The 21,932-nt window shown below is 72.2% G+C and carries 14 protein-coding genes; 9 read left to right on the forward strand and 5 right to left on the reverse strand.

Going from position 1 to position 21,932, the window contains the following annotated elements:
* Positions 1–83 precede the first annotated feature (83 nt).
* The 4 genes from OHA21_RS24630 to OHA21_RS24645 all read left to right on the forward strand — a co-directional run bounded on the left by OHA21_RS24630 (position 84) and on the right by OHA21_RS24645 (position 9,903).
* Positions 84–2,282 carry a putative bifunctional diguanylate cyclase/phosphodiesterase gene (locus OHA21_RS24630; RefSeq protein ID WP_328477490.1) on the forward strand — a complete coding sequence of 733 codons (2,199 nt, stop codon included), beginning with the start codon at positions 84–86 and terminating at the stop codon, positions 2,280–2,282.
* A 490-nt stretch (positions 2,283–2,772) separates the two neighbouring features.
* Positions 2,773–4,341: an MFS transporter gene (locus OHA21_RS24635; protein ID WP_328477492.1), complete on the forward strand. Its 1,569-nt coding sequence runs from the start codon at positions 2,773–2,775 to the stop codon at positions 4,339–4,341.
* A 14-nt stretch (positions 4,342–4,355) separates the two neighbouring features.
* The gene (locus tag OHA21_RS24640; RefSeq protein WP_442875136.1) at positions 4,356–4,976 is read left to right on the forward strand and encodes a TetR/AcrR family transcriptional regulator; all 621 of its coding nucleotides are present in this window, start codon (positions 4,356–4,358) and stop codon (positions 4,974–4,976) included.
* A gap of 121 nt (positions 4,977–5,097) precedes the next feature.
* Positions 5,098–9,903 carry a DUF4011 domain-containing protein gene (locus OHA21_RS24645; protein ID WP_328477496.1) on the forward strand — a complete coding sequence of 1,602 codons (4,806 nt, stop codon included), beginning with the start codon at positions 5,098–5,100 and terminating at the stop codon, positions 9,901–9,903.
* A gap of 16 nt (positions 9,904–9,919) precedes the next feature.
* Here the strand turns inward: OHA21_RS24645 and OHA21_RS24650 are convergent, their stop codons facing one another.
* Entirely contained in the window at positions 9,920–11,755 is a 1,836-nt protein-coding gene (locus OHA21_RS24650) for a polysaccharide biosynthesis protein (protein WP_328477498.1), read from the reverse strand.
* A 138-nt stretch (positions 11,756–11,893) separates the two neighbouring features.
* Here OHA21_RS24650 and OHA21_RS24655 point away from each other — a divergent pair, with 138 nt between their 5' ends.
* From OHA21_RS24655 to OHA21_RS24670, 4 genes are all read left to right on the forward strand, one after another.
* Positions 11,894–13,354, forward strand: coding sequence for a polysaccharide biosynthesis tyrosine autokinase (locus OHA21_RS24655; RefSeq protein WP_328477500.1), 1,461 nt, complete (start codon positions 11,894–11,896; stop codon positions 13,352–13,354).
* A 75-nt stretch (positions 13,355–13,429) separates the two neighbouring features.
* Complete coding sequence (locus tag OHA21_RS24660) at positions 13,430–14,728, forward strand: lipopolysaccharide biosynthesis protein (protein ID WP_328477502.1); 1,299 nt, start codon at positions 13,430–13,432, stop codon at positions 14,726–14,728.
* Positions 14,725–15,972 carry an O-antigen ligase family protein gene (locus tag OHA21_RS24665; RefSeq protein ID WP_328477504.1) on the forward strand — a complete coding sequence of 416 codons (1,248 nt, stop codon included), beginning with the start codon at positions 14,725–14,727 and terminating at the stop codon, positions 15,970–15,972. Before OHA21_RS24660 ends, OHA21_RS24665 begins: the two co-directional genes overlap by 4 nt.
* A 5-nt stretch (positions 15,973–15,977) precedes the next feature.
* A complete protein-coding gene (locus OHA21_RS24670) occupies positions 15,978–16,925 on the forward strand; it encodes a formylglycine-generating enzyme family protein (RefSeq protein ID WP_328478520.1) in 948 nt (315 codons plus the stop codon).
* Here the strand turns inward: OHA21_RS24670 and lexA are convergent.
* Positions 16,922–17,545, reverse strand: a complete 624-nt coding sequence (gene lexA, locus OHA21_RS24675) for a transcriptional repressor LexA (RefSeq protein ID WP_328477506.1) — start codon at positions 17,543–17,545, stop codon at positions 16,922–16,924. The genes OHA21_RS24670 and lexA overlap by 4 nt on opposite strands.
* A gap of 127 nt (positions 17,546–17,672) precedes the next feature.
* On the opposite strand from lexA, the gene OHA21_RS24680 reads away from it, so the two are divergent.
* Complete coding sequence (locus OHA21_RS24680) at positions 17,673–18,194, forward strand: hypothetical protein (RefSeq protein ID WP_328477508.1); 522 nt, start codon at positions 17,673–17,675, stop codon at positions 18,192–18,194.
* A gap of 145 nt (positions 18,195–18,339) precedes the next feature.
* Here OHA21_RS24680 and OHA21_RS24685 read toward each other — a convergent pair whose 3' ends face one another.
* The 3 genes from OHA21_RS24685 to OHA21_RS24695 form a co-directional block, all read right to left on the reverse strand.
* Positions 18,340–19,584, reverse strand: a complete 1,245-nt coding sequence (locus OHA21_RS24685; protein ID WP_328477510.1) for an MFS transporter — start codon at positions 19,582–19,584, stop codon at positions 18,340–18,342.
* Positions 19,581–20,150, reverse strand: a complete 570-nt coding sequence (locus tag OHA21_RS24690) for an ArsR/SmtB family transcription factor (RefSeq protein WP_328477512.1) — start codon at positions 20,148–20,150, stop codon at positions 19,581–19,583. Before OHA21_RS24690 ends, OHA21_RS24685 begins: the two co-directional genes overlap by 4 nt.
* 384 nt (positions 20,151–20,534) lie before the next feature.
* Positions 20,535–21,911, reverse strand: a complete 1,377-nt coding sequence (locus tag OHA21_RS24695; protein ID WP_328477514.1) for a hypothetical protein — start codon at positions 21,909–21,911, stop codon at positions 20,535–20,537.
* Positions 21,912–21,932: the final 21 nt, after the last annotated feature.

The following is a 21,932-nucleotide window of genomic DNA, read 5'->3' on the forward strand; positions in this document are numbered from 1 at the left end:
TCACCAGTAGCTTCTTGATACTCATGCCGACTAAGAACCGGGCGACCCCTCGCGTCCGGGCCAGGACAGCCGATACATCCGCCGTGACCCGTCACCTCTGGTGGATCTACCTGGTCCTCGCGTCGGCGACCGCCGTGAGCTACGTGGCGGTACCGCTGACCCCGGCCACCCGCTGGGTGTACGTGCTGGTCAACTGCACCGCGCCGCTCGCCTGCTGGTACGGCCTGAAGCGCCACGACCCGCAACGGCGCCTCGGCTGGCTGGTGATCGTGGCCGGCCTGGCCGCCTCCGGGATCGGCGACGTGATCTTCGCGAGTCACACCGCCCGCGGCGCGGAACCGCCGTTCCCGTCCGTCGCGGACGCCCTCTACCTGCTCGGCCACCTCAGCATCGCCGCCGGCACCGCCGTGCTGGCCGCGCGGGCCGGGCGCACCGCGTTCATCGACTCGGCGGTCATCCTGGCCCCGTTCGCGAGCATCGCGTGGATCCTGGTCGTCGAACCCACCGCGGCCGCCGGAGGCAGCCTGACCGCCCAGTTCGTCGCGGTCGCCGCCCCGATCAGCACGCTCTTCGTGGTCTACTGCGCGCTCGCCCTGGCACTCGGGGTGGAGTTGCGCACCCCCGGCGTCCGGGCCCTGCTGATCGGCCTGGTCGCCTGGTTCGTGTCGGACGCGCTCTACACCCACCAGGGCCTCACCGGCACGTACACCGAGGGCAACCTGATCGACCTGGGCTGGATGGCGATGCCGATCCTGATCGCCACCGCCGGCCTGCACCCGTCGATGGTCACCACCACGCCGCGCCGGTCGATGCTGGTCATGCTCACCGTGCAGCGTGCGCTCATCCTCTTCGGGGCGGCCCTGCTGCTGCCGACCCTGCACCTGTTCTGGGAGCCGCGGTCGGACGCCCCGCTCGTCATCGGCGGCTGGGTCTCCGTGGCGCTGGTGGCCGTACGCCTCCTCTCCCCCATCCATGAGCTGGCCCGGCGTGCCGGGCATGACGACCTGACCGGCCTGGTCAACCGCGGCCTGCTGATGGACCGGCTGGCGCTGGCGCTCAGCTCGCTGCCGGCCGGCGGGCCGGCCCGGGTCGGCCTGCTCTTCTGCGACCTCGACCACTTCAAGACCGTCAACGACAGCCTCGGGCACGACGCCGGTGACCAGCTCCTGGTCGCCATCGCCGAACGGCTGCGCGACTCGGTCCGCCCCGGAGACGTGGTCTGCCGGCTCGGCGGCGACGAGTTCGTGATCCTGATGCCGCACGTCACCGACGACGAGGCCGCCGCGGTCGCCGAGCGGATGGCCGAACACCTCGGCCGGCCGATGCGCCTCGCCGACGGCAGCGAGTTCTTCGCGTCGCTCTCCGTCGGCCTGCGCACCACCGCCGACCCCGCCGCCGACCCGGAGTCGCTGCTGCAGGACGCCGACACCGCGATGTACCAGGCCAAAGCGGCCGGGCGCGGCCGGACGGTCCGCTTCGACCAGCAGAGCCGGGCCGAAGCCGCCCAGCGCTTGCGGCGCGACGCCGACTTCCACCGGGCGCTCAGCCACCCGGGCGAGCTGTTCTGCGTCTACCAGCCGGTGTTCCGGGTCGACGACGGCAGCCTCAGCTCGGTCGAGGCCCTGGCCCGCTGGCAGCACCCGGTCGACGGCGTGCTGCCGCCCGCCGATTTCGTGCCGGTCGCCGAGGCTACCGGCACGGTGGCCCAGCTGTTCGCGGTCGTGCTGGAGCAGTCCCTGTACGAGCAGCGCACCTGGTACAACCGCACCGGCCGATGGATCCCGGTCGCGGTGAACCTGTCCCCGCGCCAGCTCGACGGAACCACCGCCGAGGTGGTGCTGGCGGCCCTCGCCCGGGCCGGCGCCCCGGCGTCCGCGCTCACCCTGGAACTGACCGAGACCGGCCTGGCCACCCCGGAGACCGTGGAGGCCGCCCTGGGCCCGCTGCGTCTCGCCGGCGTGCGGGTGGCTGTCGACGACTTCGGCACCGGCTACTCGTCGATGGCCCGCGTCGCCGACCACGGCTGGGACGTCGTGAAGATCGACGAGTCCTTCGTCAGCGGCATCTCCCGCGACCCGGCCCGCCGCGCCCTGGTCGACGCGATGGTGGGGATGGCGCACGCCCTCGGCATGGAGTCGGTCGCCGAGGGCGTCGAGAACGCCGCCGACCTGGCCGTCCTGCGCGAGCTCGGCTGCGAGTACGCCCAGGGCTTCCTCCTCGCTCACCCGGTCGACGCCGCCGGCCTGCTCGAACTGATGCCCGCCGTCCCCACCGCCGCCTGACCCCACCCCGGGCTGACCCCCAGCGTCGCCGAGGGCCACGCCAAACAAACCTGCCTGACGGGCGGCTCGCGCCCGGGAGCCGCCGCCCAGACGCCCTACCGCCAGGCCATAACCCGCCTGACGGGCGGCTCGCGCCCACGAGCCGCCACCCAGACGCCCTACCGCTAGCCCAAAACCGGCCTGACGGGCGGCTCGCGCCCACGAGCCGCCACCCACGCGCCCTACCGCCAGCCCGAAACCCGCCTGACCGGCGGCCCGCGCCCACGAGCCGCCACCCACGCGGCCTACCGCCAGGCCATAACCCGCCTGACGGGCGGCTCGCGCCCGCGAGCCGCCACCCACGCGCCCTACCGGGCCTGCGGCCGCCGGGGCGGGAGGCGGGCGTGACCGTGGGCACATTTCGATACGAGACCGTTTCGTTTCATCGGGCCGAGGCTTAGTGTCGGCGGGGATTACGGAACCGTTCCGTTTCGAAATCGGGGGGGTAGACATGGACAAGGTGCAGGCCGGGCATCCCCGGCGCTGGGCGATTCTGGGCGTGCTGGTCATCAGCCTGCTGGTGGTCGTTCTGGACAACACCGTGCTCAACGTCGCGCTGAGCACCATCTCGGACCCGGAGCGCGGGCTGGGCGCCACCCAGAGCGAGCTGGAGTGGGCGATCAACTCGTACACCCTGGTCTTCGCCGGGCTGCTGTTCACCGCCGGCATCCTGGCCGACCGGCTGGGCCGGCGGATCACGCTGGTCGCCGGGCTGATCGTCTTCGGGGTGGCGTCGCTGATCTCGGCGTACGCGGGATCGCCCGACCAACTGATCGCGGCCCGCGCTGTGATGGGCCTCGGCGCGGCGGCCGTCATGCCGGCCACCCTGTCGATCATCGCGAACGTCTTCGACCCGAGTGAGCGGGCCCGCGCGATCGGCGTCTGGGCCGGCGCGGTCGGCCTGGCCGTGGCGATCGGCCCGGTGATCGGCGGCCTGCTGCTGGAGAGCTTCTGGTGGGGCTCGGTCTTCCTGATCAACGTGCCGATCGTGATCGTCGGCGTGGTCCTGGTGTTCGTGCTGGTGCCGGAGTCGCGGGATCCGAAGCCGAACCGGATCGACGTGCTCGGCGTACTGATGTCGATCGTCGGTCTGACCCTGCTCACCTATGGCGTGATCAAGGGTGGCGAGGACGGCTTCGGTCAGACCGCGGCCTGGAGCACGATCGTCGCGGGTGTGCTGGTGCTGGGCGCGTTCGTGCTGTACCAGAGCCGGATCGAGTTCCCGTCGCTGGACGTGCGCCTGTTCAAGAGCCGGCAGTTCTCCGCCTCGGTCGGGATCATCGGCCTGGTGTTCTTCGCGGCCATGGGGGCGATGTTCTTCGGCGCGTTCTACCTGCAGCTGGTCCGCGGCTACGGTCCGCTGGCGTCCGGCGCGCTGTTCGTGCCGTTCGCGGTCGGCCAGATGGTGTTCGCGCCGCTCAGCTCCGGCATGGTGAAGCGGTTCGGGCCGAAGGCGGTCAGCACGGCCGGTCTGCTGCTGGTCGCGGCGGCGCTGTCCACCTGGCTGCTGATCGGCGCCGGCACTCCGATCTGGGTGGTCGCGGTGGCGTTCTTCGTGCAGGGCGTCGGCATGGCCAACGTGATGCCGCCGGCCACCGAGGCGATCATGGCCGCGCTGCCGCGGGAGAAGGCGGGCGTCGGCTCGGCGGTCAGCAACACGATCCGGCAGCTCGGCGGGGCGCTCGGGGTGGCTGTGCTGGGCGCGGTGGTGTCCTCGGCGTACCGGGGGCATCTCGGCGACGCCGCGGCGAACCTGCCCGCAGCCGCCGAGGAGGCCGCGCGCGAGTCGGTGGCCGGCGCGTACGCGGTGGCCGCGCAGGCCGGCCCGGCCGGCGCCGAGTTGATCAGCCAGGCGAACGCGGCGTTCATCACCGCGATGCACTACGCCGCGGTGGGCACCCTGGTGTTCGCGGTGCTCGGCGCGCTGGTCGCGGCGATCTGGCTGCCCGGCCGGCGGCGCGCCGAGACCCTCGGTCAGGCCGCAGCGGAGCGGCCTGACGGGGAACTGGTCGACGCGTAAACGCCTCGGTAACAATGAACCCCATGACCATCGCGGACACCGCACCCGGCGCCGGCCAGGAGCGCAAAACTCCTGGCCGGCCGCGCAACGCCCAGGCCGACGAGGCGATCCTCGACGCGGTGCTGGCCATGCTCAGCGACGGGCAGAGCGCGGCCGCGATCTCCATCGAAGCGGTCGCGGCCCGGGCCGGTGTCGGCAAGGCCACCATCTACCGGCGCTGGCCCAACAAGGAGGCCCTGCTGATCGACGCGGTCCGGTCGATGAAAGGGCCGCTGCCCGAGTTGGAGGGCCGATCGGTACGCGACGACCTGATCGCCTTGATGGAGGCGAACCGGACGCCGCACGCCCGGCGCAACGGCAAGATCACCGCGTGTCTGCTGCCCGAGTTCATCCGGGATCCGGAGCTGGGCCGGATGCACCAGGCGGTCGTCGAGCCCCGCCGCGACGTGATGCGGCAGGTGTTGCGGCGCGGCATGGAGTCGGGCGAGCTGCGGGCCGACCTGGATGTCGAGCTGACCCTGCTGATGCTGTCGGCGCCGTCGATGATGCAGTCGATGCTGTGGAGCCCGCGGGTCCCGGACGAGGGGTTCGCCGAAACCCTGGTCGACGCGGTACTACGAGGCGCGGCCGCCTGAGGATAAGGCGTGGTCGACGGCCGGCGCGCCGAGCCATGCCGGCCGAAAACGATCGGACGTCGCAACGTGAGCGGATCCCGAATCGCCAGCGAAAAAGAGTTCGCTTTGGTGCAATCGGGACATGAGAGACAGCGCCGAGGTACGCGCAGCCCTGCACGCCTGGCGGGACAGCCTCGTCGACCTGGGCGACACGAACCGGCTGATCAGCTTCCCGACCGACCACCCGGACCTGGTGGAGATAGTCGGCCCGGAACCGGAGGCCATGCTCGCCGCCCTGCACGCCGGGCGCGAGTGTGGACTGGTCGGCACCGGCGCCGACCCGGACCGGCACGCCGCGGCGGATCAGGTGCTGCGTACCGAACTGCCTGACGCGTCGCTGGACGCCACGCTGCGCCGGATGATGAAGAAGGCCCGGCAGGAGTATCTGGACCGGGGCGTGTCGGTGCTGCATCTGACGCTCGGCCTGCTGCGCTGGCGGGACGAGGCGGATCAGCCGTCCGCGAGCCCGGTCCTGCTGCTGCCGGTGGAGCTGGTCGCGACCGGCCCCGGCGACCCGCCCCGGCTGCGGCTGCGCGACGACGACCCGATTCTGAACCCGGCCCTGGCCATCCGGCTGCGCCGTCTCGGGATCGAGCCACCGGCCGGCGGCGAGGACGTCACCCGCGTCTGGTCGGAGCTGCAGGGCGCGGTGGCGCGCCGCCGCGGCTGGCACGTGGAGCGGACGGTGTTCCTGTCGCTGCTGACCTTCCACAAGGAGGCGATCTACCGGGACCTGCTGGTCAACGAGGACCGGATCCTCGGACACCCGGTGGTGCAGGCGCTGGCCTCGACCGGCACCGGCCGGCAGACCGACGCGTTCCGGTTCAACCCGATCGCGGCCACCGACATCGACCGGGTGGCGGCGCCCGAGCACGTACCGCTGGTCCTGGACGCCGACGCGTCGCAGCGGGCCTGCATCGCGGCCGCGGTGGCGGGCCGCAGCTTCGTGATGGACGGTCCGCCGGGCACCGGCAAGTCGCAGACCATCGCCAACATGATCGGTTGCCTGCTGCACGCCGGGAAGCGGGTGCTGTTCGTCTCGGAGAAGGCGGCCGCGCTCGACGTGGTGCACCACCGGCTGGTGGAGGCCGGTCTGGACCGGTACGTGCTGGAGCTGCACGGCCACAAGGCTGGGCGCAAGGAGGTGGCGACCGCCCTGGCTGCCGCGCTGGACGACGGGCACGCTCCGCGGGGCACGGCGAGCGCGCCGGACCGGCGTGGCACCCGGGAGCGGCGCGAGCAGCTGAGCACGTACGCCGAGGCGATGAACGAGGTACGCCAGCCACTCAACCGCAGTCTCCACGATGTCCTCGGACTCTGCGCCCAGCTCGCCGAGGCGCCCGCCGCCCCGGTGCCGGTGGTGCCGCCGGCGACCGTCACGCCGGAGTCGGTACGCCGGGTCCGGGAAGCCGCCGACCGTCTGGCCGCGTCCTGGCGTACCGCGGTGGAGCGGGACGACCTGCCGTGGCGCGACGTGATGAAGCGGGAGCCGCTCGACGCCATCCTGTCCAAGGCGGAGCGGGCGCTGACCGGCCTGACCCGGACGGTCAAGGACGACAAGGCCCCGGCCGCCGCCTTCGGGCTGGGCAGCCCGGACGACGCCGGCACCCTGGCCCGGCTGGCCGCGCACGCCGGCAAGCGCCCGCCGCAGGTCCGCGACGAGTGGCTGACCGGCCCCGGCCTGGACCCGGTCCGGGAGGCCGCGCAGGCTCTCGGCCGGGATCTCACCACGGTCCGGGCGGCGCGGGAGGCGGCCACCCGGCGGGCCGGGGCGGCCTGGTCGGCGCTGCCGGTGCCGGCCGAGCTGCCCGGCGTGCCGGATCTGAGCGTGCTGACCCCGGAGGCGGTGGATCTGGACCCGCTGACCGCCGCCGAGGCGGACCGGCAGGCGAAGCAGTGCACCGAAGCCGCCGACGAGCTGGAACGGCACCGGGCAGCGATCGACAAGGTGACCGCGAAGCTGGGGCTGCCCAAGGCGGTAACGGTCGCCGACATCGGGCGGATCGCGGATATCGCCGAGCTGGGTACGCGGAAGAACAAGCCGGAACAGTTCTGGTTCACGCCGGGCGCGGCGGCCACCGTCACGACCGGGGTGCAGGCGCTGCGGCGGGCGTTGGAGAACCTGGTCGCGGCCGAGGTACGCGCCCGCCCGTTCTTCGCCGAGGCGATCCTCACCCAGCCGGTCGAGGAGCTGGCCGACCGGTTCGCCCGGGTGCACCGCGGGTGGCGCAAGCTGCTCGGCGCGTACCGGCACGACCGGCGGATCGTAGCGGCGTTCGTGCTGCCCACGGCCGCGGTGCGGGACGCGCTACCCCGGCTGGAGACCGCGGTGGCCTGGCAGCGGGCCCGGCAGGACCTGAGCGCGGCGGAGCAGGCGTACGGTCCCGCGCTGGGCCGGTACTGGCAGGGACCGGGGACCGACTTCCCGGCGATCGAGGAGGCTCTGCAGGTCGTCGAGCAGGGGCTGCGATCGGCGCCGCCGGCCGCGGTGAACGCCGTCGCCGCGTACGCCTGCGCCGCGAAACCCGATCCCGAGCTGATCCGCCTGGCCACTGCCGCCCGTGACGCCGTGCTGGCCCATCAGCCCGGCCCGTACGCCGCCGACCGTCCCGAGCTGCTCTCCGGCCCGATCGAGACCGCGGTCGCCTGGCTGCGGGCACACGCCACCGCCCTAGCCGCGGTGGCCGCCGTGGTGCACGCGTACGACGTGGCGACCGGGCGCACCCTGGACTTCGCCGAGGTCAGCCTGCTCGGACGGCTACGGCAGGAGGTCGCCGACGCGGAGGCGGGACTGTCCACGGGCGCCGCCCGGTATGCGGAGGTGTTCGGTGACGCGTACCGGGGCTCGGAAACCGACGAAGCGGCCCTGGCCGCGGCTGTCGCCTGGGCCGGCACCGCTCGCGCCCTGCTCACCGGCTCGGACGCCGCGCTCACCGCGGCCCAGGCCACCGCGCTGCGTAACCTGCGACCGGTCACCGGCCTGGCCAAGCTGGCCGAGCAGTGGGCCGAGGCGCGGCAGGCGGTGTTGCAGGCGTTCGCCCCGGCCCGGCGCGCGCAACTCGGCGAGGAACTGGCCGATCCGGACCGGGCGCGCGCGTTCCTGCAGCGGATCCGCGCCGACGCCGGCGGCCAGGAGGAGTGGTTCGCCGCGCAGGACGCGCGGGCCGTGCTCAGCGGGTACGGCCTGGAGGGCGCCGTCGACTTCTGCGCCGACCGCGGGGTGGCGGCTGAACAGGTCCGCCCGGCGGTCGAGCGGGCGCTGTTCCGGGCCTGGGCGGACGCGGTGATCCAGGCCGACCACCGGTTGCGCCCGTGGCGGGCCGCCGACCGGGACCGGCTGGTCGCCGAGTTCCGCACCCTGGACGGCCGGCTGTCCGCCTCGGCGGTCGACGACATCGCCGAGGCAGTGGCCGCACGCCGACCGCCCTCGGACAGCCCGGAGGCGGACCTGGTCCGCCGGGAGGCGATGAAGGCGAGCCGGCACCTGCCCGTCCGGGAGCTGATCGGCAAGGCCCGCGACCTGGTCCTCGGGCTGCGGCCGTGCTTCCTGATGTCGCCGCTGACGGTGAGCCAGTCGCTGCCGCCGGACCTGCGGTTCGACGTGGTGATCTTCGACGAGGCGTCCCAGGTGACCCCGGCCGACGCGGTGAACTGCATCTACCGCGGCACCGCGCTGATCACCGCCGGTGACGACCGGCAGCTGCCGCCGACCACGTTCTTCGACCGGGCCTTGAGCGCGGTCGACGAGGACGAGCCGGAGCTGGCGGTGCTCGACTTCGAATCGGTGCTGGAGCTGGCGAAGGGCTGCGGCGCGTTCCCCAGCCTGGGTCTGAACTGGCACTACCGCAGCCGGCATGAGGCGCTGATCGCGTTCTCGAACCACGAGTTCTACCAGGGGCGGCTCAGCGTCTTCCCGAGCGCCGGGGCGGGCGGGCCGGACACCGGTGTCGCTTTGCTGCCGGCCGGCGGGGTGTACCGGCGCAGCAGCGGCCGGGACAACCCGGTCGAGGCGGAGCGGGTGGCCGAGCGGATCGTGCACCACTTCACCAGCCGGCCCGGCCTGTCACTCGGCGTGGTCACCTTCTCGGTGGCGCAGGCCGAGGCGATCGAACGGGCCGTCGAGCGGGTCGCGGCCGGACGCCCCGAACTGGAGCGAATCCTCGACGACGACCGGCTGCACGGCTTCTTCGTGAAGAGCCTGGAGGCCGTGCAGGGCGACGAGCGCGACGTGATGATCTTCTCGATCGGGTACGGCTTCGACGAGACCGGCAAGATCAGCGCCAACTTCGGGGCGCTGAACCGGCCGAACGGCTGGCGCCGGCTCAACGTGGCGATCACCCGGGCCCGCTACCGGGTGGAGATCGTCACCTCGATCACCGCGCGCGACGTCCCGGAGACCGACAACGAGGGCGTACGCCTGCTCGCGTCCTACCTCGACTACGCCGAGCGCGGTCCGGCCGCCCTGGAGCGGTCGATCCCGGAGCGGGCGGCCGGCGAGCCGGACGGCCCGTTCCAGGAGTCGGTGCTGGCCACGGTCCGGTCCTGGGGTTACCCGGTGCACCCGGCGCTGGGCTGGGCGGGCGGCCGGGTGGACCTGGGTGTGCGGCCGCCGGACCGCCCGGACGCCGGGTACGCCCTGGGGATCCGGTGCGACGGGACCGCGTACGGGGACTGCCCGGCGGCCCGCGACCGCGACCGGCTCAGCGAGCAGGTGCTGCTCGGCCTCGGCTGGACGCTGCACCGGATCTGGTCGATCGCCTGGTACCGCGACCGGGAGGGCGAGGAGGCCCGGCTGCGCGCGGCCATCGAACGGGCCATCGGCGGCCGCAGCACCCTGCCGGAACGGCACGCCTCAGGAAGCAGCGCGGTAAAGGCGATCAGCGGCTGATGCCGAACGACACTCCTCAGGAAGCAGCGCGGTAAAGGCGATCAGCGGCTGATTCCGCAGCACACAGACCGGCGAGCCGGGCGATCACTTCGCCCGGCTCGCCGTCCACTTGGAGCCGGGCCACCTGCGCCGCGTCCAGCGGCGGCACCTCGACGTGCGAGATCAGCGGATGGAACGGCCGCCGGTCCACCTCGCCGGCGCCGAACAGGGTCTCGGTGAGCTTCTCCCCCGGCCGCAGCCCGGTGTAGCGGATGTCCACCGGCGCCGGCGCGAGCTGCGCCATCTGCCGGGCCACCTCGGCGATCTTGACCGGCTCGCCCATCTCCAGGACCAGCGCCTCGCCGCCCCCGCCGATCGCCGCCGCCTGGATGACCAGGTGCACGGCCTCCTGGATGGTCATGAAGTACCGGCTGACCTCGGGGTGGGTCACGGTGACCGGCCCGCCGTCGGCGATCTGCGCGCTGAACGTGGTGAAGACCGACCCGCGGCTGCCGAGCACGTTGCCGAAGCGCACGCTCAGGAAGCTGCCCTCGCGGTGCCGCGCGGTCCAGGCGGTGAGCCGCTCGGTGATCCGTTTCGAATAGCCCAGCACGCTGGTCGGGTCGGCCGCCTTGTCGGTGGAGATGTTCACGAACCGCTCCACGTGCTCGGTCGCGTCCAGCACGTTGCGGGTGCCGAGCACGTTCGTCTTGACCGCCTCGGCGGGGTAGCGCTGCAGCAGCGCGAGATGCTTGAGCGCCGCGGCGTGGAACACCACCTGCGGCCGCCGGGTGCGGAAGATGGCCCGGATCTGCTCGGCGTCGCGCAGGTCGGCCAGGATCACCGCGGGGTCGTCGAGCCGGCCGTGCGCGTCCATCGAGAGCTGGACCGCCTGCAGCGCGCTCTCGTCACGGTCCAGCATCATCAGCTCGGCCGGCCGGAAGTGGTGGATCTGCCGGCACAGCTCGGAGCCGATCGACCCGCCGGCTCCGGTCACCAGGATCCGCTTGCCGGTCAGATAGCCGGCGATCGCGTCCAGGTCGGTCTCGATCTGGTGGCGCCCGAGCAGGTCGGTGACCTGCACGTCCCGGATGTCCTCGACGGCCACCGGATGGTCCATCAGCTCGCTCACCGACGGCACCACCTTGAAGGTGGCGCCGGCCGCGAGCGTCCGGTCCCGGATGTCACGCACCAGCTCGGCCTCGGCGTTCGCCACGGCGAACACCAGCACGGACGCACCGGTCGCGGCGAGCACGGGGCCGATGTCGTGACGAGAACCCCGCACCGGTACGCCGAGCACGTGCAACCTGCGCTTGTGCGGGTCGTCGTCGATCAGCCCGACCGGAAGGTACCGCCCGCCGGGGTCGTGCAGCATCGAGCGCAGCAGCAGAGCGCCCGCCTCACCGGCGCCGAAGAGCACGACCGGCGCGGCGGTGCGCACGTCCGGGCGGCGGCTGCGGTGGCGGAGACTGCGGTGGGCGTACCGGACGGCGAGCATGCCGACCAGCGCGACCGCACCACCCACCACCGGGGCGCTCGCCGGGACGGGGTGCCGGGAAAGCAGGACGTCCACGACGAGCAGGCCCACGGCGGTGGCGCCGGTGGTGACCGCGACGGCACGGATCTCGTCGAAGCTCGCGTACCGATAGCGGCCACGGTAGAGGTGCCGGGTGTGACCGATCGCAGCCTGCAGGACGACCGCGAGCAGCACCGCAGCGGCGGTCCCGGCGAGCCGTTTACTGCTCAGGTCACCGCCGAAGCGGGTGAGCACTGCGGCGAACAGGCCGGCCGCCCAGGCCACACTGTCCACCAGCAGCGGGATCAGACGGCGGTGGCGCATCGTCCGGGCCCGTACGTCGTCCCACGAGAACATGATCGTCCTCCAGCCACGCCAGCCCGGTCACCGCCAGCTTATCAATCTATATCATCCTAAAGGGGACTTTTCTTATACGGGCTCTCCGGGGTGGATCGCGCCATATCGTGGCAGTGGCCACGGAACGGGGAGGTCTGCATGGGCCTACGCGACTACCTCCTTGTCGCCCAGCGGCACTGGTGGCTGGTGGTGGGCTCGATCCTGCTCGCGCTCGGCGGGGCCCAGGTGGTCAACATGCGCACCACCCCGGTGTACGCCGCCCACGTGACGTTCTTCTTCAGCACCCCGTCCGACGTCGCGGCTGACCTCTATCCCGGCAGCATGTTCTCCACGAGCCGGATGGCCACCTACGCCGAACTGCTGGACAGCGACGAGATCGTGGTGCCGCTGGCCCGCTCGCTGGGCACCGGCCTGACCACGACCGAGCTGCGCGAGCAGATCAGCGCCGAGGCCGTCGCCGACACCGTCATGCTCGAGGTCACCGTGGAGGACCGGTCGCCGGATCGAGCCGTGATGCTCACCTCCAAACTCGCCGCGCAGTTCAAGAGCACGGTGGAGAGCCTGGAACGCAGCGCAGACACCGACGGCCCGGCGGTACGCGTGGAGATCGTCAACGGCCCCTACCTGGACGACGACCTGGTCGCGCCGCAGCCGCTGAACACCTTCGCCCTCGCCCTGATGGCCGGGCTGATCCTCGGCGCCGGGTCGGCCGTGCTCCGCGAGGTCTCCGACGCCACCGTCCGCAACGCCGAGTCGCTGCAGACCCTCACCACGGCGCCGGTGCTGGCGCGGGTGCCGTCCGACGGGCGGGCGCCGTCACGTCCGGGGCCCTTCGTCTCGGATCACAACTCCGCGCGTACCGAGGCGCTGCGCCAGGTCCGCACCCTGCTGCAGTCGGCCGCGGCCGGCACCTCGCTGAAGACGCTCGCGGTCACCAGCGCGGTGCCCGGGGAGGGCCGCTCGGCGACCACCTGCAGTCTGGCGCTGCTGTTCGCCGAGACCGGGCAGCGGGTGCTGGTCGTCGACGCGGAACTGCGCCGGCCCCGGCTGGCGAAGTTTCTCGGCCGGGACGACTCGGCCGGGCTGAGCAGCGTACTGAACGGCTCGGTGACCGTCGATCAGGCGCTGCAGCCCTGGGGCGCCGGGCTGTGGCTGCTGGCCGGCGGGCATCCGCCGCCGAACCCGAGCGAGCTGCTCAGCTCGCCGCGGATGACCGAGGTGGTGGATGAGGTCCGCCGCCGTTTCGACGTGGTGATCTTCGACTGCCCGCCGCTCCTGCCGGTCACCGACGGTGAGGTGGTCGCGGCCCGGGCCGACGGCACCCTGCTGGTGGTCCGGTTCAGCAAGACGACCGGCGCCCAGGTGACCGCCGCGGTGCGCGCCCTGCACGGGGTGAACGCGACGCTGCTCGGCTGCGTGCTCAACATGGTCCCGCGCAAGGCCACCGACGCCTTCCCGCACTTCGACGAGTACGTCGCCCCGCCGCCGTCGGACAAGCGCAAACCGCGCTGGTGGAGCCGCACGATGCTGATCCCCGAGCTGATCGGGGTGCGCCTGGTTTCGCCCGATCCGCCCACCGGGACGATCTTCGCTGGCTAGGCTCCGAGCGAGGGGGACAACTGATGGCCGCACGCGAGGTGCTTGAGCAGGCGATGGTCCCGGTCGACCCGGCGAATGTCCGGCGGTGACCGCCGCACGCTCGGATCGCTGCTGCGCACCGTTCCGGCCGCCGTCCGGCGCGACTACGCCGGCACCCTGCTGGCGCAGTGGTTCGTCCTCGGCTCCGGTCTCTTCCTGTTCCACCTCGTGGCGGCGCGGGGCGGCGTCGACGGGTTCGCGTACTACCAGATCGCCCGCGGGGCGGTGAGCTCCTTCCAGCCGCTGGTCACCGCCGGTCTCGGCCAAGGTCTGCAGCGCTACCTGCCGCGTACGCACGCCGGCACCGAACGACTGGCCCGCCAGGCATTCCTCACCGAGGTGTGCATAGTCGGGGTCTTCGCGCTCGGCGGTCTCGCGCTCAGCCCCTGGCTGGCCGGCTTCCTCGGCCTCGGCGGCGGGGCGGCAGCGGTCGGCGCGGTGCTGGTCATGATCACCGGCACGTGTCTGTGCTCGCTGGCCGCCTCCGCGCTGCGCGGCACACACCAGGTCACGCACGCCAACATCATCACCGCGGTCGGCCTGGGCCTGATCCCGCTCATCGCCTTCCCGCTGGCCGACCGGATCGACACCTTCCTGATCATCCAGGGCGCGGGCATGTCAGTGGTCGCGGTCTGGGGCGCGGCCTCGGTCCGCCGCCAGCGTCCGGCGCCGCCGGCACCGCACCACGTCGGCGAGCCGACGATGCAGACCCTTCTCCGGTACGGCGTACGCCGCCTGCCCGGCGACATGGCGCTGCCGGCCCTGTTCACCTATCCCACCTTCACGGTCGCCGCCGTGCTGCCCGGCGGCCCCGAAGCCGGCTACGTCGGGTTCGCCACCTCCGCGGTCACCCTGATCTGCTCGTTCTTCGGCATGCTCACCCCGGTGCTGCTGCCCCGCCTGAGCCGCCTCTTCCACCGGCCCGGCGAGGACAGCGCCACCCTGCGGATGCTGACCAGCCTGCCGGTCTTCGCGGCCGGCCTGGCCACCGTGGCCGCCACGCTGTTCGCCCTGCTCGCGCCGGTGCTGATCCGCGGCTTCCTGGGGCCGGAGTTCGCCGCGGCCACCGGAGTGCTGCGCGCCGGGGTCGTCGCCGCAGTCCCGCTCGCCATGTTCTACGCCGCCCGGCCCACCCTGGACGCACTGCTGGAGACCCCGGTCATCAGCCGGCTGCTGCTCGTCAGCCTGGCCGTCGAGGTCCTGCTCACCCACGCGGCCCAGTCCCTGCTCACCCCGCCGTACGCCGCGGTCCTCGCCTTCTGCGCCGCGGCCGTCGTGCTCGGCGTCGGCTCGGAACGGCTGGTGGTGCGTGCCCTGCGCGGTGGGCCGCAGTGACCCTGCCCGGCGCACTGAGCATGCCCGGGCAGGAGCCGGCCCGGCCCGGACTCGTCGTGGTCGTCGCGTTCGTCGCCGCTCTGGCCGGCCGCTTCACCCTCGACCGGGCCGGCCTGGAGATCCCGATCCTGAACGACGTACGCGTACCCCTGTTCATCGCTCTCTGGTTGTGCCTGCTGCTGGAAGCGCACCGGATCGGCCCGCGTGCCGCCGCCGGCGGCTACTGCGTGCTGCCGATCATCGGCCTGCACGGGTACCAGGCGATCTCCGCCACCTGGACCCCGCCCGGCACGGTCATCGGCCCGGTGATCGGCGACCTGGCCGCGGTCGTGTTCCTGATCGCGGCCTACTACGTCATGGCCCGGTGGGACCGCGACCACGTCACCCGGATCACCCTGTACTGCTTCCACGCCGCGGCCTGGGTCTACTTCCTGGCCGCCTCCACCGGCCGCGGCCACGCCTCCGGTGGGCGGTGGGCGGCGCTCGGCGGCGGGCCCAACGTGTTCGTCCGGATCATGATCCTCGGCGTCATCACGTCGCTGTACCTCTACGCCCGCAGCGACGCGAAACTGCGCTGGCTGATACCGATCCCGTTGTTCCTGTTCGGCGCGATCGCCTCCGGATCCCGCGGTGGCATGGCCGCGCTCGCCATCACGGCCGGGGTGGCGCTGCTCGCGTTCCGGCCCCGGCCCCGCTGGGACCAGCTCGCCAAACCCGCCGGCCTGCTGGCCCTGCTGTCGATCATCGTGGCGGTCACCGCCGGCCCGACGATCGCCGAGTTCGTCCAGACCCGGTTCGTCGAGGCGACGTTCCAGCAGGGCTACCTCTCGCAGCGGGACGTGCTGTTCGCCTACGCCCTGCGGCTGTTCTGGCAACGGCCGCTGTTCGGCACCGGCATCAACGGCTTCGTCACCGAACTGGGCGACGCCGGGCTCTACGTGCACAACCTGCCGCTGTCGATCGCCGCCGAGGGTGGCTTCGCCGGCCTGACCCTGCTCGGTCTGGCCTGGTTCACCCTCTGGCACGCCTACGTCAGGTCACCCCGCGCCCAGCGCAGCCCGGAAGCCCGCGCGGCCGCCTACAGCGGCATCTTCATCGGCGGAACCAGCCTGTTCTCCGGCGACTACTACGACGCCCGGCTGATGTGGATCCTGCTGATCCTGGCCGCCATCCGGCCCGCCGCGCCACCGGGGTCGCTGCACACCGGTAGCATCGCCTTCCCGTGGAGCCGAACCTCGACCTGATCCCGGTGCCGGCCGGTTCGATCACCCTGTCCGACCGCCGCACCGATCGCCGGTGGCCGGTCGAGGTGGCCTCCTTCCAGCTGGCGGCGGTCCCGGTCACCGAGGCCCTCTACGCCGACCTGACCAGCCAGTCACCGGACCGTGCCGCCCCACTCCCGGCCATCACGCCCCCGCCGGGCAACGCCCGACCTCCGGCCGCGTCCCAGCCGGGCAACGCCCGACCTCCGGCCGCGTCCCAGCCAGGCAACGCCCGACCTCCGGCCGCGTCCCAGCCAGGCAACGCTCGACCTCCGGCCGCGTCCCAGTCAGGCAACGCCCGGCTTCCGGTCACGGGCGTGTCCTGGTGGGACGCCCTCCGTTTCTGCAACGCCCTTTCCGCCCGGCACGGCCTCAGCCCGGCCTACCACTTCCTCCCGGCCGGCGACCTCCGCGCCGCCGACCGTCCAGCATCCGCCGGCCTTGCCCGCGCCGCCGCTCCCGTCCGCCCCGCGCACGGCCGCTTCTCCCCCGGTGGCCGGGTCGACAACGAGGGCCGTCTCCAGCCCGACGGCAGCCTGCTCCCCTCCGCCGACGAACCCGGCGTCCTCTGGGACCGCACCGCCGACGGTTTCCGCCTTCCCACCGAGGCCGAATGGGAGCACGCCTGCCGCGCCGGCACCACCGAGGCCCGTTACGGCCCGCTCGACGAAATCGCCTGGTATCGCGGCAACTCCGCCGAACGCATCCACGAACCCGGCGGCAAACTGCCCAACGCCTGGGGCCTGCACGACATGCTCGGCAACGCCTGGGACTGGTGCTGGGACGTCTACGACGCCGAGGTCTACGGCACCTACCGCGTGCTGCGCGGCGGCGGCTGGTTCGACGAGCACTGGAGCTGCCGCGCCTCGGTCCGCCGCCGCAGCCACCCCGACCTGCGCATCGAGGACGTCAGCTTCCGCGTCGCGCGCTCCTAGACCCGGCGCATCACGCACACCACCTTGCCCATCACGACCGCCTCGTCACCCGGGATGACCTGGTAGAGCGGGTTGCGCGGAACCAGCTCCACCCGCCCACCGCGCCGGCGCAGCACCTTCACCGTGGCCTCGCCGTCGAGCATCGCCGCGACGATGTCACCGTTCTCCGCGACCGGCTGCTTGCGCACCACCACGACGTCGCCGTCACAGATGGCGGCGTCGATCATCGAGTCACCCTTGACGTTGAGGGCGAAGAACGTGCCGAACCCGACCATCTCCCGGGGGACGGTCAGATGATCCTCGACGTTCTCCTCGGCGAGGATCGGCGCACCGGCAGCGATGTCACCGAGAACCGGCACGGTGACCGCCCGCTCGGCGAACTTCGGCCGCACGTCGACCGCGCGCGACTCGTTGGGCCGGCGCCGGAGCAGCCCGTGCCGCTCCAAAACCTTCAAGTGGTGACTGACCGAGGACGGCGAGACGAGGCCGACGGCCGCCCCGATCTCCCGCACAGTCGGTGGATAGCCGCGGTCACGGACCGAATCACGGATCACGGCGAGGATGCGTTCCTGCCTCGCGGTGATGGGACGAGGGGCGCCCTCACCGCTGTCGATACTCATGACCCGCACCCTACCCGAAAATTAGATCAGGTGTACTAATCGCGACCGAAACCGCACGTTCGGGGGACGGACGCGATACCCCCAAAGACGGATTGCCGGGCCGCGTTCACGCTGGTGAGATCGTCCGATGCCGACCATCTGGGCCTACGCCGAGCAACTCGCCGCAGGCGACACCGGCCGGTGGCACGACGCCACCCGCCGCGCCGCGATCCTGCTCGCGCCGACCCGCCCGGTGCTCGAGCTGCCGCACCGGATGCCGGTGCACCATGTGCTCGTGCAGACCACCGCCCTGATCGTTCTCGGTCTTGCCGCCCGCCGGCACGACCACGTAGTCACCTCCGCCGAACTCGCCGCCTGGGCCGCCGACCACGCGGTTCCCTGCGTGCCACCGACGTCGCCCGAGGTCACCATCGCGGTGCGGCGCCAGCAGTCCGATCTGGCCGCCCTACTGCGCGCCGCCGGCCACCAGGTTCCCGACCCGGGCGTACGCTCGCTGCACCGCCACTCCCCCGACCCGGTGGTCCGCCAGTGGCACGACCTGGCCGACATCGACGACGAGACCGTCACCGCCTACGGCGTCTTCCCCGGCCCGTTGCTGACCCTCGGCATAGCCGCCATGGCCGACACTTTCGGCCCCGCGATCGTCTGACCCGCTCAGCCACCCCCAACCCAGCCGGCCCTCACGGCTGTTTCACCGCGCCCGAAACAACCCTCAAACCAACCCAGCTGGCCCTCACGGCTGTTTCGCAACGCCCGAAACAGCCCTCAGAACCAGCCACCACGACCCAGCGGCATCAAGGGCGTGCAGGCGGGACTTCAACCGGCATCGGCGGAGCGTTGCGGACCGCCGGGCTGGCCGTCCCCACAACTGCGGCGCCCAGCATGATCGCGGCAAGCACCCACACCGACCCGACCGGCCCGATCGCCGTCAGCAGGAATCCGGCCCCCAACGATGCGATCGGCATGACACCCCAGGTCAACGTCATGGCCGCACTCGTCACCCGCCCGAGCAGCTCGTTGGGCACGAGCACGCTCGCATAGGTGACCATCACCACGTTCCACAGCGGCCCGACGAACGCGCACGCCGCCCCGATCGCCCCGATCTGCAACGGATGCGTGGTGAACGCCATCAACGGCAACAGCGCAGCCCAGATCCAGTTGATCCCGATGATCACCGTCCGCGGCGCGAAGTGCCGATGGAACCGTCCCGCGGCCAGCGCCCCGAGCAGCCCGCCGACACTGTAGAGACCGAGCATCACACCGACGGCCGTGGAACTCGCGCCCTGCTGCCGGGCCAGCACCACGATCACCAGCACCAGCGCCTGAAACACCAGGTTGCCGACCGCCAGCAGCAGAATCGCCGCCCGGACGAGCCGGTGCCCCCACAGGTACCGCAGGCCGGTGGCCGCCGATCGCCACAGCGGTTCAGCTGCTTGCGTACGCTCGACCTGCAAATCTTTGCGCAGAAAGATCAGAGCGCCGGCCGCGACCAGGTAGGACAGCCCGTCAACGAGGAACGGCAGCGCCCGATCGACGCCGAAGAGCACGCCACCCAGCGGCGGACCGGCCAGCGCCGCGCCGCGGCTGCGCGCTTCGTTGTGCGCGATCGCGGTGGGCAGCGCCGCAACCGGCACGATCATCGGCAGCGCCGCACGCTCGGCCAGGCCGAAGAAGACAAAACACAGGCCTTGCACGAACGCCACCAGGCAGAGCAGCGCAGTGCTGACCACCCCCGACCAGAGAGCGATCGGTACGCCGAGCAGCGCCAAACCAGCGAAAGCCTCGGCGCCGACCATGATCCGGCGCCGGTTCCACCGGTCGACGAGCGGCCCGGCCGGAAGGTTGGCGATGAGGTGCGGAAGCGTGCCGGCCGCACCGACCAGTCCGGCGTCGGCGGGTGAGCCGGTGACGCCGAGCACCAGCAGCGGCATCGCGGTACCGCTGATCGCGGCCCCCAGGTTCGAGACGACCTGACCGCTCCAGAGCAGGGTGAAGTCCCGGTTGCGCCAGAGCGAGACCGGCTCCGTCGTGGTGCTCACGACGCGTCCCCCGGCGTCGGAAAGGCGTGGAAGAGCACGGTGACCGGCCTGCTGCCCTCGGGTGCGTCGACCGGCGTACGGTTCCAGCGCTTGAGCAACGCCATGTACTCCTCGCCGAACCGCGCCAGTTCCTCCGCCGTCAACAGCGTCGCGCCGAACGAGTGCATGGCCGCCGCCGCGAACTCCCCGTGGGCACCCCGATCGGTGAGGTAGCCGACGAGGTCACGCTGCGACTGCTCCAGCCACTGCTTGCCGATCTCGTCCGCCGCGGCCGCCACTTCGGGATCCGCCGACGCCCGCGGCAGCCGAAGGTCCTGCGCGATCGCCCGCCAGTACTTCCGCCGCCCCGCCGACCGCCCCGTGTCCTCTTCGATGAACCCGTACCGGGCGAGCTGCCGCAAGTGATAGCTGGTAGCGCCACGATCCGCGCCATAGCGGGTGGCCAGCTCGGCGGAGGTCGCCGACCCGTACCGCTGCAGCCAGCTCAGCATCTGCTGCCGCAGCGGGTGGGCGAGAGCTTTGAGCGCATCAACATCACTGAGAAGGCGGGGCGCGGGTTCCGGCATGTTGAGAAGATATCAATGCAAAGAGTTCTTCTCAACCCCGTCGGCTGACGCCCAGCGCTGCCTCGTGAGCGCCGAAACGACACTCACCGCCAGCCGGGGATCCCGGGCTGACGCTCACCGCTGCCTCGTGAGCGCTGATACGACACTCAGCGCCAGCCGGGGTCCCGGGCTGACGCTCACCGCTGCCTCGTGAGCGCTGATACGACACTCAGCGCCAGCCGGGGATCCCGAGCTGACGCCCAGCGCTGCCTCGTGAGCGCTGAGACGACACTCAGCGTCAGCTGAAGAGAGCGGGCTGGTGCTGAGGGCTGTTTGGCGGGCGTTGAGACAGCGCTGAGCGCCAGCCGGGCAGGATCGCCGCGGGAGGGCGGGGCGCCGGGTGGGCTAGCGGACGAACAACAGGAACAGGCCGGCCCAGGTGCAGCCGATCATGAACAGGACCATGGGGAGTTCGTCGGCCAGGACGGCGAGCGGAGGCCGACCTGGATCAGCGGCCAGGGCCCGGTCGTGTGCGACGATCACGCCGAACACGTGTCCGATCAGGATCAGCGTGATCTGGGCCGCCGCGATGGCTACCGGGGACGGGGTCACGTTCCAATGAGCTCCGGTGACGAGACCCCACTGCTGGATCAGGAGAAGCACGCCCCGGGGTGCCTCCACCAGCAGCAACGTGAGGTAGTGGGCCAGGGTGTACCCGACGGCGATCGGGATCAGCGAGGCTGTCACGTCCAGGGTTCCGGAGGTCCAGCGGACCGCCAGCAGGACCAGGAGGCAGAGCAGCACCAGGCCGGCGGTCGCCCAGGCGATCGGGGTGCCGGCCCGCTGCACGAAACCGGTCCAGAACGGGGCGGCCGAAGCGCTGTCGAAGACTGTCGAACCCCACCAGACCGCCAGGAACGCGGCCATGCCCACACCGCCGGAGGGCAGCGGGGCGATCAGGCCGGCGAGGGGGCGACGCCAGCGGTACGGGCTGAGCCTGCCGGCCAGTTCCGAGTAGACCTCGAAGCAGTCGCCGCGGGCGAACCAGTCCTCGCCACGGAGGGCGGCCAGGGCGAGTTGGCTCACCGCGTACAGGATGAGGAAACTGCCGACCGCGACCGGATCGCCGTGATGGGGTGCTGCCAGCTCGAACCAGACGAAGCCCAGCAGGAACGCCGCCGCCGGCCAGGTGCCCATCGCGCGGCCCGGCGGAAGCGGGCGTAGCCCGTGACGCGGCAGCCGGTGGCCGAGCAACCGGCGCAGCAGCCCGAAGAGGGTGCGCAGCGGGTTGACCGCGCGCCAGACCGGGCCGAGGGCCACGCTCAGCGGGATCAGACCTACCCAGAGCCAGACGAAGAGGGCGTGCGCCGCCGGGTTCTCCGGTCCGCGCGGTCCGAGCAGCGCGTTGCCGGTCAGGTAGAGCGTGAGGACGAGCACGGCGCCGCGCAGCAGATGGCCGGCCTGGAGAGGGCGCGGCTCGGTGGCAGCGAGGCGCGGTTCGCGCCACCAGAACGCCGAGATCAAGAAGGACAGTACGACGGTCGCGGCACCGGCCTGCAGCACCAGATCGAACGGCAGCGGCAGATCAGCCGAGCTGCCGACACCGTGAGCAAGGGCGCCGTGAAGAAAGACGCCGTGCGCAAGGACGCCGTGAGGAAAGGCGCCGTGAGCAAGGACGCCGTCCGCCAGGACGCCGTGAGCAAGGACGCCGTCAGCAAGGACGCCGTGAGCAAGGACGCCGTCAGCAAGGACGCCACGAGGGAGGACAGTGTGATGCGTCACCGGAACTGGCCCGGGAAATGC

The sequence above is a fragment of the Actinoplanes sp. NBC_00393 genome (assembly GCF_036053395.1).
Taxonomy (GTDB): Bacteria; Actinomycetota; Actinomycetes; order Mycobacteriales; family Micromonosporaceae; genus Actinoplanes.